This is a genomic window from Bordetella bronchialis, assembly GCF_001676705.1.
Classification (GTDB): Bacteria; Pseudomonadota; Gammaproteobacteria; order Burkholderiales; family Burkholderiaceae_B; genus Bordetella_C; species Bordetella_C bronchialis.
The window spans coordinates 977924-991429 of the sequence record NZ_CP016170.1 but is presented as its reverse complement, the minus strand read 5'-3'; the positions used below and the strand labels follow the sequence as shown (position 1 = coordinate 991429).

The following is a 13506-nucleotide window of genomic DNA, read 5'->3' as shown; positions in this document are numbered from 1 at the left end:
TACGGTTGGGACAGGGCCCCGGCGGCGCGCCGGTTTGCTGTCGGGCAAGGGGGCGCTACATCGCCGACAAGCGATCGTGCGCATTCATGACGTGATGGGCCAGGAGCGCCGCGCAATGCTCGGCCTGCGCGCTCGTGGTGGAATCGCGCAGTGCCGCGACGATCTGCTTGTGCTCGGCGTTGGATTGCGCGCGGTGCGTCTCCGACGACAGATTCTTCAGGCGCGCCAGGTGCAGCTTCTGGATGACTTCGCGGTAGGTTTTGGCGATCTCCCGGTTGCCGGCGTGCTCGATGAACAGCCAGTGAAAGCGCAGGTTCTCGCGGTAGTAGGCCTGCGGGTTCGCATCGCGTATCGCCGCGTCCATGGCCTCGGTGCAGGGTTCCAGCGCATCCACCAGGGCTTGCCGGCGTTCCGCGGGCAGCTGCGACGCCATGCGTCCGGCATGGCTGTCCAGCACGGAGCGGAATTGGTACAGGTCGCGCACTTCCTGGTCCGTAAGCTCGCGCACGTACACGCCCGAATGCTTGCGGGACACCACCAGGCCGGAGCTTTCCAGTTCGCGCAGCGCCTCGCGCACCGGCACGCGCGACACCTTCAGGCGTTCCACCAGTTCGGATTCGCGCAGCGCCTGCCCCGGTTCGAACTCGCCCGCCAGGATCTGGTTGAGCAGGCGATCGCGCACCAGCTTGCCCAGCGAGGTGTTCTTGATCTCGGCGAAGGTTTCCTGCCCGACAGGCGTAGTGAGCCAATCCATGTGCGTGCCGTTCTGTGTTGTCTGATCGTATACGATTATACGAGACACAATCCACTGCCGGACAGGGTGGAGGTGGACAAGACGGCATATAGGGGAAATCCCTGATCATGCGCACCCGGTGCGCGAAAGGCCCCACTTTGAAGGGACTTGACGCACCGGACACCGCGACGTCGCCACGAAATCCTGTGAAAGTTGCGAAATTTTCTGCGACAAGTATTCACAAAGTGATTTAAATTGGCTTCAATGCCGGGTTTGTGCCCTCTCCAGGACATGTCAATGCGAGACACCGCTCTACTGCTCGAAGCCTCTTACCGCCGCGTCGACCGGGCCATGCTGCCCCTGCTCTGGGTACTGTTCCTGATCGCCATGGCGCTGGCGCCGCAATACGGACGCTGGACTTCGGCGCTGGCCGTGGGACTGCCGGCGGCGATCCTGCCCACGCTGCTGATCGTGTGGTGGCCCTCCCGGCTGCTGACCCGGCTGGTGGTCGCAAGCGCCTTGATGGTGTTTGCCGCGCTGCAGATCCACCTGATGTCCGGCATGACCGAGATGCACTTCGGCGTGTTCGTCCTGCTGTCGCTGCTGCTGGCCTACCGCGACTGGCGGCCCATCGCCTGTGCGGCCATCGTCATCGCCATCCACCACGTCAGCTTCAATTTCCTGCAGCAGTGGGGCTACGGCGTCTCCTGCTTCACCACGCCGGGGCTGGGCATACTGGCCTTGCACGCCAGCTACGTGGTGGTGCAGGCCGGCGCCCTGGGCTGGCTGGCGTGGCGCATGGAGAAGGACGCCGTCACCGCGGAAGAACTGGCGCGCCTGAGCGCCCACCTGGGCCGCGAAGCCGGCGCCTTCGACCTGCGCTTCGGCCGGCTGGACATGAATAGCGAGCTGGCCGGCGCCTTCAAGGCCACCATGGACCAGGTCCACCGCACCATGAGCCATGTCCGCATGGGCGTGCTCTCGATGTCGGCCGCGTCGCACGAGCTGATGCAGGGCAATACGCAATTGGAGGAACGCACGCGCATCCAGGCGGACTCCCTGCAGCGCACGGTGGCCTCCATGCAGATGCTGGCCGACAACGTGCACAACAACGCCGCCAACGCCGACACCGCCGCCAAGCTGGCGGCCGCGGCGCGCCAGGTGGCCGGCACGGGCAGCCAGGCCGTCACCGAGGTGGCGGGCGTCATGGGCGAGATCCGCCAGGAAGCGCAGAAGATCTCCGAGATCACCGGGTTGATCGACAGCATCGCCTTCCAGACCAACATCCTGGCGCTGAACGCCGCGGTGGAGGCCGCGCGGGCCGGTGAAAGCGGCCGCGGCTTCGCGGTCGTGGCGTCCGAGGTGCGCGCGCTGGCGCAACGCAGCGCCACGGCGGCCAAGGATATCCGCGGCCTGATCACGGCCTCGCTGGACAAGACGGACAACGGCGCGCGCAAGGCCGACGATGCCGCCGCCGTCATGGGCGAGATCGTCGAAAGCGTCGAACGCGTGGCGACCATCGTCAGCGAAATCGGCCACGCCAGCCAGACGCAGCGCGCCGGCATCGACGAAGTCAACGCCGCGGTGGCCGAGATCGACGACCTGACCCGGCAGAACGCCACGCTCGTGGGCACCGCCGCCACGGCATCCTCCGCGCTGGAAAGCCAGGCCGCGCAACTGATGGACGCCATCGGGGTATTCCGCCTGTACGACAGCGCCGAAGCCATGCGCGTCCATGACGTCATGGCCGACGACGACGGCTACGAAGACGATGGCGCGGACGCCGCCTACGGCGCGCGAGCGGCCAACGCGCCCTTGCTGACGGCCTGAGCGAAAGCGCCCACGTCACGCCTGCCGGACGCATCCAGCACTTCATCTACTGCCACTGCATCACGCCGCACTGACCGCCCCCGCGCATGGCCGGGGTGGCATCGTTGCGCGGCATCAGGCGGCGATGGCTTCGTCCTCGTGCCGGCCGACGCGGCCTGCCGCGGCGCCCAGCCGGAAGACGCGCAGCCGGTGGCCATCCGGATCAAGGGCCACGAAAGTGCGGCCGAAATCCATGTCCGTGGGCGGCTGCACAATGGCCAGGCCGCGATCCTTCCATGTGGCGTACATGCCGTGCAGGGTGTCGTCGTCGTCCACGGGGATGCCGAGCTCGCAGCCACCGCCCCGTGTGATGACCATGGGTTCCGCATCGCGGCGGGACCACAGGCCCAGGCGCATGCCGGAAGACAGCTCGAACAAGGCGAAAGTGGGCGACGCTTCCACCGGCTTGCAATCGAGCAGCGAGGCATAGAACGCCGCACTGGCGACCGGGTTTTCGACGAAAAGCAATACGTGATTCGGGTGTTGTTGTTGCATGGTGCTTTCCTCTTGTCATGGGCCGGACGGCCTGGCACGGCGCCCGTGCGATACGGGTGCGGTGCGATAGGCTATCGAGCCCTACTGTCAGAATTTGTCAGCAGCGTGTGCCGCCGCAAGCCGACGGCGAGCCATCCGGGACCGGCGTCCGGGATCCGGCGACGCAGCACCCGCTGGGGCGTTGCCCCCCGGCCGGGGTGGCGCCGCGAAGGCGGTCAGGATGGACAGGCCGTCATTCCGGATTGGCGGCCGACATCATCTGCCGCCAGGTCTTCAACAAGGATTGCCGCCGCTCGGGATAGCGGTCTCCCGGGGCGTCCAGGGCCACGATGCGATCGGTGCGAAAGTGCCGGAAACCCTGGCGCAGCTCGCACCATGCCGCCACGATGCGCACGCGGTCGAAGAATCCCAGGGCGAAAGGCCAGATGACGCGGGCGGTTTGCGCCGCCTGCTCGTCCCGGTACTCGATGCGCAGCTTGCGCTCGCGCCGGATGGAGTCGCGTATCAAGGCCACATCCGCCGTATCCGCCACCTGGTCGCCCGGCACCACGAAGAGCGAGCCATCGTCGAGCTCGCGACGCAGGTCGGCCGGCAGCACCGAGGCGATCTTGGCCAGTGCGTGGCGTGCCGCTTCCCCCAGGCGGCTGTCCGCCCGGCCGGCCACCCAGCGCGATCCCAGGACCAGCGCCTGGATCTCTTCTTCGGAGAACATCAAGGGCGGCAGAAGGAAGCCCGGCCGCAGGACATAGCCGACGCCGGCCTCGCCCTCGATGTGCGCGCCCTGCTGCTGCAGCAAGGCGATGTCCCGATACAGGGTACGCAGGCTGATGCCCAATTGGCCGGCCAGCAGCGTACCGCTCACCGGATACCGGTGGCTGCGCAGAATCTGCAGCAGGTCGAGCAGCCGCTGGGCGCGTGACATGGCCGTATAAGGGAAACGCCTGAATCATTGGGCAGGATTATGCCGCCTGCGCGGACGGCCGGGCTGCCAAATTCCACGCAATTCCTGCCCAAAAGTCCAGACGCGCGGGCCCGGTCCGCGCCACGGGATGGCGGGACGGCATTACGCGAAGGCGGCCTGGCGCCGCATGGCCCTTGCGCCGGACGCTTCCCGGGCCAGGCGGCCTTACGCCGGCCCCGGCAGCGCGTAGGCCCAGGGCCGCACGGATCGGTCCCTGGACCGGAATCCGTCGATGTCCTGACGCATGGTCAGGGTCAGGTCGATCTCGTCCAGGCCGCCCAGCAGCATGGCGCGCAGGCGGGCGGGCGATTGGAAGGGCAGGACCTCGCCGCGCGCGGTGGTCACGGTGTCGGCCGCCAGGTCGACTTCGATCAAGGCATCGGCGCCCCGCTCCATCGCGTCGCGCGCCATGGCTTCCACCGTCGCTTCCGGCAGGACGACCGGCGCGATGCCATTGCGGAAGCAGTTGCCATAGAAAATGTCGCCGAAAGAGGCCGCGACAATGGCGCGAAAGCCCCACTGGCGCAGGGCCTTGGGCGCGCCCTCGCGGGACGAACCGCAACCGAAATTGCGTCCGGCCACCAGGATAGGCGCCCGGCCCCACGGCTCGCGGTTCAGGATGAAGTCCGGGTTGGGCGTCCCGTCGGCCCGCGTTTTCCATTCCGCGAACAGCCCCTCTTTCAGCACCCCGGGCACGTGCGCGCGCGGCAGGAAGCGCGAGGGGATCATCTGGTCGGTATCGATGTTGATCTGCATCAGCGGGGCGGCGTGCCCCTTGATACGCGAGAATTTTTCCATCTCAGCCTCCGCTGGCCAGTTGGCGGACGTTGGCCATGCGGCCGGCCACGGCGGACGCCGCCACCGTGGCGGGGCTGGCAAGGTGGGTGCGCGAGCCCAGCCCCTGGCGGTTTTCGAAGTTGCGGTTGGTGGTGCTCATGATGCGCTCGCCCTTGAAGCGGTCCTTGCCTTGGGCGCACAGCCCGCAGCCGGCGTCGTGCCATTCGAAGCCGGCTTCCAGGAAGACGCGGTCCAGGCCTTCGGCCTCGGCATCGCGCTTGACCTGGCTGCTGCCGGGCACGCAGATGGCCGTGACGCCGGCGGCGACTTTTTGGCCTTTGAGCACGGCGGCGGCTTCGCGCAGGTCGGAAAGCCGCGCATTGGTGCAGGAGCCGATGTAGGCCGCGTCGATGGCCACGTCCTGGGCCCGCGTGCCGGGCTCCAGGCCCTGGTAGCGCAGCGCGCGCTCGACCCACGCGCGTTCCCCGGGGTCGGCGTAATCGTCCGGCGATGGAATACGGCCGCTGATGGGAATCACATGCTGCGGGCTGGTGCCCCAACTGACTTGCGGCTCCAGCGTGGAGCAATCGATATCGATCTCTTTGTCGAAGGCCGCGCCCTCGTCGCGCGCCAGCGCGCGCCAATGCGCCTCGGCGGCATCCCAGTCCGCGTCCTTGGGGGCGTACTGGCGCCCATGCAGATACTGGTAGGTGGCGTCGTCCGGCGCGACGAAGCCGTACTTGGCCGAGAACTCGATCGCCATATTGCACAGCGTCATACGCGCCTCGATGGGCAGCGCGGCCACGGCCGTGCCGGTCAACTGCACGGCGTGTCCCGTGCCGCCATGGGCGCCGATGCGTGCGATCAGGCTGAGCACCATGTCCTTGGCGTACACGTGCGGCGGCAGCGTCCCATGGAAGTCGACGCGCATGGTGCGCGGCCGCGTCTGCATCAAAACCTGGGTCGCCAGCACGTGCTTGCATTCCGACGCGCCGATGCCCCATGCCAGCACGCCCAGGCCGCCGAGCGTACAGGTATGGCTGTCCGGACACACCACCGTCAGGCCGGGCAGCGCGATACCCAGTTCGGGCGCGATCACGTGGGCGATGCCCTGGCGCGCGTCGTCGGCGTCGATGAAGTGCAGCCCCAGCTCGCGCGACAGCAGGCGGGACTCGTCTATCAGCTGCGTGCCGATGTCGTTCCAGCCCTTGCGCGGGCCGATGCCGGGCTTGGTCTGCACGGCGTGGTCGATCAGGCTGAACACCTGGCCGGGACTGGCGACGGCGCGCCCTTCCTGCCGCAGCTCGCGCATGGCGACGGTGCCCATCGCCTCGTGCAGCATCAGGCGGTCGATCTGCAGCAGATGCTCCCGGCCGTCGAAGGCCTTGATGAAATGCTCATCCCAGATCTTGTCGAAGTAAGTACGTGGCGGCGTCGCCGCGTGTATGGAATGGACCGTTTCAGCCATGTTCCTTTCCTGTATGTGCATGTGCGCGCGAGTGGGTTGTGCGGGCGACCGCGCCGGCCGGGAAGCCAGCGTCGCTGGCCCGATGGCCCGGTGCGCGGGCAGGCCGGGCCTGGCCAGGTGTGCCGATCCGCCCGTCAGCCCTCCGCCGAGATATGCGCCGTTTCAATGACCTTCTTGTACTTGGCGATCTCGCTCTGGATGTACGCCGCGAATTGTTCCGGCGTACCGGGCATCGCTTCCGTGCTGTTCTTGTCGAACGCGGCCACCACGTCCGGCAAGGCCAGCGCCTTGTTCACTTCCTGGTTCATGCGCATGACGATGTCGTCCGGCGTCTTCGCCGGCGCCAGCAGGCCGGCCCAGGTCGCGGAGACGATATCCACGCCTTGCTCGCGCATGGTCGGCACGTCGGGCGCGAAACGCGACCGCTTTTCGGTAGCCATGCCCAGCACGACCAGCTTGCCGGATTTGACCAGGTCGCGCAGGTCCAGCCAGGTCCCGAACATCATGGTCGTGTGGCCGCCCAGCAGGTCGGTCAGCGCCGGCCCCTGGCCCTTGTAGGGGATATGGGTGATATCCAGGCCGCCCATCTGCTGCTTGAGCATTTCGCCGGCCAGGTGCGGCGTGGTCCCCACGCCGAACGAGCCGTAGCTTAGCTTGCCGGGGTTGGCGAGCGCCGCCTTCTTCAGGTCCGCCAGGGTTTTCAGGCCGCTGCCGGGGTAGACAGCCAATGCCTGGTCGGACGCGCCCATCATGGCGACCGGGCGCAGGTCGCGCAGGCTATCGTAGGGCAGGTGTTTGACCAGCACGCTGTTCACGCAGAAACTGCCCGCCACGCAGACATAGGAGTAGCCATCGGGCGCCGATTTGGCAACGTAGTCCACGCCGATCACCGTGCCCGCGCCGGGCTTGTTTTCCACGATGGCGGCCTGGCCTATGCTTTGGCCCACCTTGCTGCCGATCAGGCGAGTGACGAAGTCGGTCGTCCCGCCGGGCGGAAACGGCACGATGACGCGCAAGGGCTTGTCGGGCCAACTGGCCGCACGGGCCTGGCCGGCGACGCCGCTCATCGCGGCCAGGGCGGCTCCGCCCAGCATCATGCTGCGGCGTGTCAGGTGGGAATGGGCGGTGGGCTGCATGGACGGTCTCCGTTTTATGGCTGGCGCATGGACCCCACGCGGGGACTGGCTTTTGCCTATCCAGGCGCGGGGTCGTCAAAAACGGGGAGTATCGGGACCGCCCAGGTAGTGGCGCAAATTGGTCGGACCAATGGTGCGATGCGGGGCCATTGCACAGCCCGCCAGCCTAGCGCGTCCTACGCCGCGGACGTTTCGGACAGTGCCAGGCGTAGCCATGCGATGAACGCATCCGCCTGGCCCGGCAACGGCCGTCCCGCCGCCGGCAGCGCGCACAAGCCGCCGTCGAAGCTGACCGTGCCGTAGGGCGCGACCAGGCGCCCGTCCGCCAGCTCACGGGCGATCAAACGCTGTTCGACCAGGGCCACGCCCAGGCCCGACAAGGCGGCCTCGATGCACAGGTGCGTATGCGGAAAGGACACTGTGTCGCCGCCCGCGGCCGAACGGCCCGTCCGTGCCTGCCACTGGTCCCAGGCACTGGACGTGTACTCGTGGGCAATGCGCGTGCGCTTGCGAGCCGGCACCCGCACATACCCCGGCGAGCACACGGCCGCGAAGTTGACCGGCGCCAGCACGATGGCACGCCGGCGGTCCGCCTCCGCATAGCCGGACAAATCCCAGGCCAGCAACAAATCCGCGCCCTCGTTGCGCATCTCTCGCGCGGAGGTCATGGACAGGCGGATGCGGATATCCGGGTGCTGGCGATAGAACAGCGCCAGGTGCGGCACCAGCCACCGCATGGCGAAGGTAGCACTGCACGCCACATGCAGGCCCGGTCCGCGCGCATGCTGCCCGAGCCGGTCGTAGGCCTGCTCCAGCTGGTCGAACACGGACCGGACGGCGACATAGAAATCGCTGCCCGCGCGTGTCAGCCTCAGGCCCGTCCCGTCCTTCTCGAAAAGCGCCACGCCGGCGTGTTCATGCAGCAGGCGCAGGTGCCGGCTGATGGCGCCATGCGTGCGGCACAGCTCCTGGGCGGCGCGCGTCACCGAGCCCGTGCGCGCCACGGCCTCGAAGGCGCGCACCGCGGCAAGTGGCGGAAGCTGGCGCATGGCAGGCGTCCCTATGGTTAGAAAAACTGACGATAGCCAGAAAAAGTCCATTTTTCAATGTGGCCAGGGCCCCTACGATTCCGATCATGCCGGCGCCAAAGAGTGCGTACGCGGCCCTCCGGCCTTTGCGCGATACCCGCGAGGCGCATGGCGGACAACGCGCCACGCCTGGGGCGCGAACCGTAAACCGTTCATTTATTTGACACAAAGGGAGTGAACCATGCAGATCGTCGACATCGCCGCGCACGAAGCGCTGGACAGCCGCGGCAACCCCACGCTGGAAGTGGAAGTCCGCCTGGACGACGGCGCGACGGGCATTGCCCTGGTCCCGTCCGGCGCGTCCACGGGCCGGCGCGAAGCGCGCGAACGGCGCGATGACGACCCGCATCGCTATCTGGGACGCGGCATGCTGGCCGCCGCGAGCGGCGTGAATACCGAACTGCGCGCGGCGCTGCGCGGCCTGCCGGCCGACCGGCAGGGCCTGATAGACAACACCATGATCGCGCTGGACGGCACGCCGGACAAAAGCCGGCTGGGCGCCAATGCGCTGCTGGGCGTATCGCTGGCCTGCGCGCGCGCCGCGGCGGCCAGCCTGGGCCTGCCGCTGTGGCGGCATATCGGCGGGGCGCAGGCGCAGGTCATGCCCGTGCCGATGATCAACATCGTCAACGGCGGCGCCCATGCCGACAATCCGCTGGACTTCCAGGAGTTCATGATCCTGCCGGTGGGCGCCGGCAGCTTCGCCGAGGGCATACGCATGGGCGCGGAAGTTTTTCAAACACTGAAGGACGTCCTGAAACGCGCCGGCCACGCTGTCAACGTGGGCGACGAAGGCGGCTTCGCGCCCGCGTTCCGCACGGCGCCGGAAGCCCTGGACAGCATCATGCAGGCCATCGCCGGCGCCGGCCTGCGCCCCGGCCAGGACATCGCGCTGGCGCTGGATCCCGCGGCCAGCGAGCTGTACGAATCCGGCGCCTACCGCTACGCCGGCGAAGACCGCCGGCGCGGGCGCGAGGAACAAGTGGACTACCTGGCGAGCCTGGTGTCCGCCTATCCCATCGTTTCCATCGAGGACGGCATGGCGGAAGACGACCCGGAAGGCTGGCGCATGCTCGGGGACGCCATCGGGTCGACCTGCCGGCTGGTGGGCGACGATGTGTTCTGCACCAATCCGGCCATCCTGCGGGCGGGCATCGACCGGGGCATCGCCAACGCCGTCCTGGTCAAGGTCAACCAGATCGGCACGCTCAGCGAGACCTGGCAGGTGCTGCGCCTGGCCGCGCGCGCCGGCTACGGCGCGGTGATGTCGCATCGCTCCGGCGAAACGGAGGACACCAGTATCGCCGACCTGGCGGTGGCCGCGAACTGCGGCCTGATCAAGACCGGCTCCTTGTCGCGTTCGGACCGCACGGCCAAGTACAACCGCCTGCTGCGCATCGAACGCGAGCTGGGTGCCGCGGCCGTGTACGGCGGCCGGTCGGCGCTCAGGTAGCTTCGCCGGCGCCGGGCCACAGCGGCGCTCGCGCGCGCCGGGACAGGGTCGGTCTCCGGCGGATCATCCCAAAGCCTGTTCCTGCGTGTCCGGGATCAGGCGCTTGCCATAGCTGACGACATCATCCTGCGTGAATCCCAGCGTGCGGTAGAAGTCCTGCACGGCGGCGTTGTCGCCCCGTATCAGCAGGTTGATCTTGGGGCAGCCGGCCGCGATGAAACGCTGCTCCACCGCATGGACCAGCGCCTTGCCGTAGCCGCGCTTGCGGCAGGACGGGTCGACCGACAGGTAATTGATCCAGCCGCGATGCCCATCGTAGCCGGCCATGACGGACGCGACCACGCGGCCCTGCGCCAGGCCGACCAGAAACCATTCCGCCTGCACCGTCAGCTTGCGCGCGATGTCCTTGCGGGGGTCGTTCCACGGCCGGGTCAGGCCGCAGTCCCGCCATAGCCGGATGACGGCCGTTTCGTCCGCGGGCTGGTAAGGCCGGATGTCGAGATCGGGGTGATGCATGCTTACGCTCCTGGTGGGAAACGAAGGCCGGAAGACATCACCGATAGGCGGCTCGGAAAACGCAAAGGCCACGAGGGATGTCGTGGCCTTCAGGGTGGACCGCTGGATGATCAGCGGCCGGACAACATGAAACCACTCAACGTCGGCGTCGAGCGGTTCGTCGGAAAGCGTTGGCGGACAAGAGATATCCAGGCATGGCGGCGAGCTTACCGTACGCCATTGGGGCGTGGCAAGCCGGACGCCGCATCGGTGCATCGACCGGCCACGCCGCACAAGCCAAGGGCGCGCGGCTATCGGCCCGGCTTGCGCACGACGCGGATCAGCCCGCTGGGCCCGCCGCCGCAAAAGAACAAGTCGCCGCCATTCGACTCCAGTCCGGAGACGCCGACGCCGGCGGGCATGTCCAGCTCTTGTATCGACTCGCCGGTTTCCGGATCGACCTGGTTCAGGGAACTGGCCTCGCCTTCCCAGGTGCCGTGCCATAGCTCGCCATCCACCCACGTGATGCCCGTCACGAAGCGGTTGGACGCTATCGTGCGCAGGACCTTGCCGCTGGCCGGTTCGACCTGGACGATTTTCCGGTCGCGATACTGGCCCACCCACAGGAAGCCTTCTGCCCAGGCCATGCCGGAATTGGGGCCCGGCGGCGCGGGGATGGACGCCAGAACGCGGCCGTTCCGGGGATCCACCTTGTGTATGCGGTCGTCGGCGATCTGGTAGATATGCCGGCCGTCGAAAGCCGTGCCCGCGTTGGCGACCATGTCGAACGAGCGCAGCGTGGACCCCGTGTCCGGATCCAGGCAGTGGAGTCCGTCGCCGGAGGCGAACCAGATGTGCTGGCCGTCGTAGGTCAAGCCGTGCACGGCGGCAACCCCGGGAAAAGGGCCAAGCTGGCGAACGATGTCGGCGGCATGTTTCATGGCGTTGTCCTCGATGAAATGTTCCATCCTAGGCCAGGCCCAGCGGGACGGGGAGTAACAAGGTTGTCGTGTATCCGGCCGGCGGCGGCGCCATCCAGCGGCGCGCCCGGCCCTGGCCCAGCGGCTGCGCCTTGCCCTGCGATGCCAGGGTCTCCAGCGCGCGCTGCACGGTGCGCTGGCTGGCGTCCAGCGCCATGGCCAGCGCCGAGCTGGACCACGCTTCGCCATCGGACAGCAAGGCCAGCACCGCCGCGTGCGGTTCGTCGACCGGATGCGCCAGCACGATGACCTTGCGCCCATCGCCAGGCGTCAGCAGGAAGCCGCGCGGCGTCGCCTCGACCCCGGCGTAACCCTGCAAGACCTTGCGCAGCCGACCGATCTCCACGCGCAGGCGGCCGCGATGCGTATCGTCGCCGTGGCGGGTGCGAAAGGCGACTTCTATCAGCCGTTCGCGCGAGGCATCGCCGGGCCAGGCTTCGGCCAGGATGCGCGCCAGCGTGAACAGCACGGGGCGCGTCGCCAGCGGAATCGTCGTGCCGCCGCAGGCTACCGCCTGGCGGCATCCATCGACGATAAAGGCCGGCGTCGCCAGCACCGCCTCCACTTCGTCCAGCCGCAGCAGGCGCGTGCCGTCCGGCTCCACCAGACGCGCGGCGGGCGTTTGCAAGATCCGGGCGGTATTGGCGACTTCCGCCACCAGGGCCGCGATGCCGGCGTTGCGCGCGGCACGTTCGGCCCGCGCCAATGCCTGGCGCGCCGCTTTCGTGCGCAGGCGGCGCATCGCGATACCCGCCACGGCCAGCTCGTACGCCGTTCGCGAAGCCGGCATCAGGTGCGTCGGATCCATGCCGGCAATGGCGCGCTCGGCGTCGTCCAGGCGCCCCATGAGCAGCAGGCGGCGCACTTCCAGGTGGCGCGCATGCGCGGCGTTCAGGCGGTCCCCGTGGGTCTCCAATATCGTCGCCGCCGCGCCCAGGGCCCGGACGGGCCACGCAAGATCGCGCGATACCAGGGCGATTTCGGCCTCGGCGACCACGCAGCGCGCATGCGCCACGGGGTCCCTGCCGCCGAAAGCGCGGGCCGCGCGCCGCAGCAGCGCGCGGGCCCGCGCGAAGTCGCCCAGCTGCGCCATGGCGATGCCGCGCAGCGCCAATGCGGCCGCGTCGTCGCGCAAGGCAATGCGGTTCAGGGCCGAGAGCGGGTCGCCCGCCGTCAGCGCGCGCGCGGCCGCCGTAAGGTTGTCCATGCGTTTCCCCGCCACACTTGTCACTCCCACCCGTGGGAAGCGTGTCCCTAATCTAGCACCAGTCGGGCCGCCGCCAGAAGGCCGGCGGCCAGGGACATGAGGGAGCGGAGCATGCCGATGTGCGGCGACAGCGCGATGATGTGGGCCTGGCCGCCGATGCCGGGCCGGACGTGGCTGGAGGCCGCCGCCGCATTCCTGGGCATGTGGATGGCCATGATGGGGGCCATGATGCTGCCTGCCGTGGCGCCCACCCTATGGCGCTACCGGCGCGCCCTGTCGCCCATGTCCATCCATCGTGCCGGCGCCCTGGTGCTGCTGGCCGGAGCGGCCTACTTCGCCATGTGGTGGGCTGCCGGCATTGCCGTGTACCTGGCGGGCGTGGCGGTCACGGCCCTGCGCACCGGCGTGCCGGAATTCGCGCGGGCGATGCCCTATGCGACGGCAGCCATGGTCATGACGGCAGGGGTCCTCCAGTCCAGTCGCTGGAAGGCGCGACGCCTTGCCCGCTGCCGCCTCATGTCGACGCCGGCCACCGGCAAAGCAGCCGCCGCGGATGTGGCCGGCGCGGATGTGGCCGGCCAGCGGCGTGAAGACATGGGCAAGGCCATCCGCGACGGCTGCCGCCTGGGCCTGCATTGCATCCAGAGTTGCGCCGGCCTGACTGCCGCACTGCTGGCCGTGGGAATGATGGACCCCTACGCGATGGTAGCGGCGACCGCCGCGGTGGCCCTGGAACGGCTGTCGCCCCCGGCCTGGGGCGCGGCCAGCCGCATAGGCCGGGCGATCATGGTCCTGGGCCTGTTCCTGATGGCGCGGGCCATCGTTGCCTGACCCCGCGCCGTTG

At 68.5% G+C, this 13506-nt stretch carries 13 protein-coding genes; 3 read left to right on the top strand and 10 right to left on the bottom strand.

The window, feature by feature from the left end; translation table 11 throughout:
• Window positions 1–55: 55 nt before the first annotated feature.
• Window positions 56–754 (bottom strand): GntR family transcriptional regulator, encoded by a 699-nt coding sequence (locus tag BAU06_RS04355; RefSeq protein WP_066344775.1) that lies wholly within the window; start codon window positions 752–754, stop codon window positions 56–58.
• A 276-nt stretch (window positions 755–1030) separates the two neighbouring features.
• On the opposite strand from BAU06_RS04355, the gene BAU06_RS04350 reads away from it, so the two are divergent.
• Window positions 1031–2563, top strand: a complete 1533-nt coding sequence (locus BAU06_RS04350; protein ID WP_066344770.1) for a methyl-accepting chemotaxis protein — start codon at window positions 1031–1033, stop codon at window positions 2561–2563.
• Window positions 2564–2677: 114 nt separating this feature from the next.
• On the opposite strand, the gene BAU06_RS04345 is transcribed toward BAU06_RS04350, so the two are convergent.
• The 6 genes from BAU06_RS04345 to BAU06_RS04320 all read right to left on the bottom strand — a co-directional run bounded on the left by BAU06_RS04345 (window position 2678) and on the right by BAU06_RS04320 (window position 8488).
• Window positions 2678–3097, bottom strand: a complete 420-nt coding sequence (locus BAU06_RS04345) for a VOC family protein (RefSeq protein ID WP_066344766.1) — start codon at window positions 3095–3097, stop codon at window positions 2678–2680.
• A gap of 232 nt (window positions 3098–3329) precedes the next feature.
• Window positions 3330–4019 (bottom strand): helix-turn-helix transcriptional regulator, encoded by a 690-nt coding sequence (locus BAU06_RS04340; protein ID WP_066344759.1) that lies wholly within the window; start codon window positions 4017–4019, stop codon window positions 3330–3332.
• 204 nt (window positions 4020–4223) lie between these two features.
• Entirely contained in the window at window positions 4224–4856 is a 633-nt protein-coding gene (gene leuD / locus BAU06_RS04335) for a 3-isopropylmalate dehydratase small subunit (RefSeq protein WP_066344753.1), read from the bottom strand.
• Between the two features lies 1 nt (window position 4857).
• Complete coding sequence (locus tag BAU06_RS04330) at window positions 4858–6303, bottom strand: 3-isopropylmalate dehydratase large subunit (protein ID WP_066344747.1); 1446 nt, start codon at window positions 6301–6303, stop codon at window positions 4858–4860.
• A gap of 134 nt (window positions 6304–6437) precedes the next feature.
• A complete protein-coding gene (locus BAU06_RS04325; RefSeq protein WP_156770145.1) occupies window positions 6438–7439 on the bottom strand; it encodes a Bug family tripartite tricarboxylate transporter substrate binding protein in 1002 nt (333 codons plus the stop codon).
• A gap of 176 nt (window positions 7440–7615) precedes the next feature.
• The gene (locus BAU06_RS04320) at window positions 7616–8488 is read right to left on the bottom strand and encodes a LysR substrate-binding domain-containing protein (protein WP_156770144.1); all 873 of its coding nucleotides are present in this window, start codon (window positions 8486–8488) and stop codon (window positions 7616–7618) included.
• Window positions 8489–8708: 220 nt separating this feature from the next.
• Between BAU06_RS04320 and eno the strand changes: the two genes are divergently transcribed.
• Window positions 8709–9980, top strand: a complete 1272-nt coding sequence (gene eno / locus BAU06_RS04315) for a phosphopyruvate hydratase (protein ID WP_066344742.1) — start codon at window positions 8709–8711, stop codon at window positions 9978–9980.
• A 63-nt stretch (window positions 9981–10043) separates the two neighbouring features.
• On the opposite strand, the gene BAU06_RS04310 is transcribed toward eno, so the two are convergent.
• The 3 genes from BAU06_RS04310 to BAU06_RS04300 all read right to left on the bottom strand — a co-directional run bounded on the left by BAU06_RS04310 (window position 10044) and on the right by BAU06_RS04300 (window position 12662).
• Window positions 10044–10496: a GNAT family acetyltransferase gene (locus BAU06_RS04310; RefSeq protein ID WP_066344735.1), complete on the bottom strand. Its 453-nt coding sequence runs from the start codon at window positions 10494–10496 to the stop codon at window positions 10044–10046.
• A 290-nt stretch (window positions 10497–10786) separates the two neighbouring features.
• Entirely contained in the window at window positions 10787–11416 is a 630-nt protein-coding gene (locus BAU06_RS04305) for an NHL repeat-containing protein (RefSeq protein ID WP_156770143.1), read from the bottom strand.
• 28 nt (window positions 11417–11444) lie between these two features.
• Window positions 11445–12662 carry a DNA-binding protein gene (locus BAU06_RS04300; RefSeq protein ID WP_066344720.1) on the bottom strand — a complete coding sequence of 406 codons (1218 nt, stop codon included), beginning with the start codon at window positions 12660–12662 and terminating at the stop codon, window positions 11445–11447.
• 96 nt (window positions 12663–12758) lie between these two features.
• Between BAU06_RS04300 and BAU06_RS04290 the strand changes: the two genes are divergently transcribed.
• Window positions 12759–13493, top strand: a complete 735-nt coding sequence (locus BAU06_RS04290) for a copper chaperone (RefSeq protein WP_082993520.1) — start codon at window positions 12759–12761, stop codon at window positions 13491–13493.
• Window positions 13494–13506 lie beyond the last annotated feature (13 nt).

Coding starts and splice junctions, on each gene's coding strand:
- leuD (WP_066344753.1), bottom strand. CDS start 4,856: ATGGAAAAATTCTCGCGTATCAAGGGGCACGCCGCCCCGCTGATGCAG.
- BAU06_RS04320 (WP_156770144.1), bottom strand. CDS start 8,488: ATGCGCCAGCTTCCGCCACTTGCCGCGGTGCGCGCCTTCGAGGCCGTG.
- BAU06_RS04290 (WP_082993520.1), top strand. CDS start 12,759: ATGAGGGAGCGGAGCATGCCGATGTGCGGCGACAGCGCGATGATGTGG.
- BAU06_RS04325 (WP_156770145.1), bottom strand. CDS start 7,439: ATGCAGCCCACCGCCCATTCCCACCTGACACGCCGCAGCATGATGCTG.
- BAU06_RS04345 (WP_066344766.1), bottom strand. CDS start 3,097: ATGCAACAACAACACCCGAATCACGTATTGCTTTTCGTCGAAAACCCG.
- BAU06_RS04305 (WP_156770143.1), bottom strand. CDS start 11,416: ATGAAACATGCCGCCGACATCGTTCGCCAGCTTGGCCCTTTTCCCGGG.
- BAU06_RS04355 (WP_066344775.1), bottom strand. CDS start 754: ATGGATTGGCTCACTACGCCTGTCGGGCAGGAAACCTTCGCCGAGATC.
- BAU06_RS04300 (WP_066344720.1), bottom strand. CDS start 12,662: ATGGACAACCTTACGGCGGCCGCGCGCGCGCTGACGGCGGGCGACCCG.
- eno (WP_066344742.1), top strand. CDS start 8,709: ATGCAGATCGTCGACATCGCCGCGCACGAAGCGCTGGACAGCCGCGGC.
- BAU06_RS04350 (WP_066344770.1), top strand. CDS start 1,031: ATGCGAGACACCGCTCTACTGCTCGAAGCCTCTTACCGCCGCGTCGAC.
- BAU06_RS04330 (WP_066344747.1), bottom strand. CDS start 6,303: ATGGCTGAAACGGTCCATTCCATACACGCGGCGACGCCGCCACGTACT.
- BAU06_RS04340 (WP_066344759.1), bottom strand. CDS start 4,019: ATGTCACGCGCCCAGCGGCTGCTCGACCTGCTGCAGATTCTGCGCAGC.
- BAU06_RS04310 (WP_066344735.1), bottom strand. CDS start 10,496: ATGCATCACCCCGATCTCGACATCCGGCCTTACCAGCCCGCGGACGAA.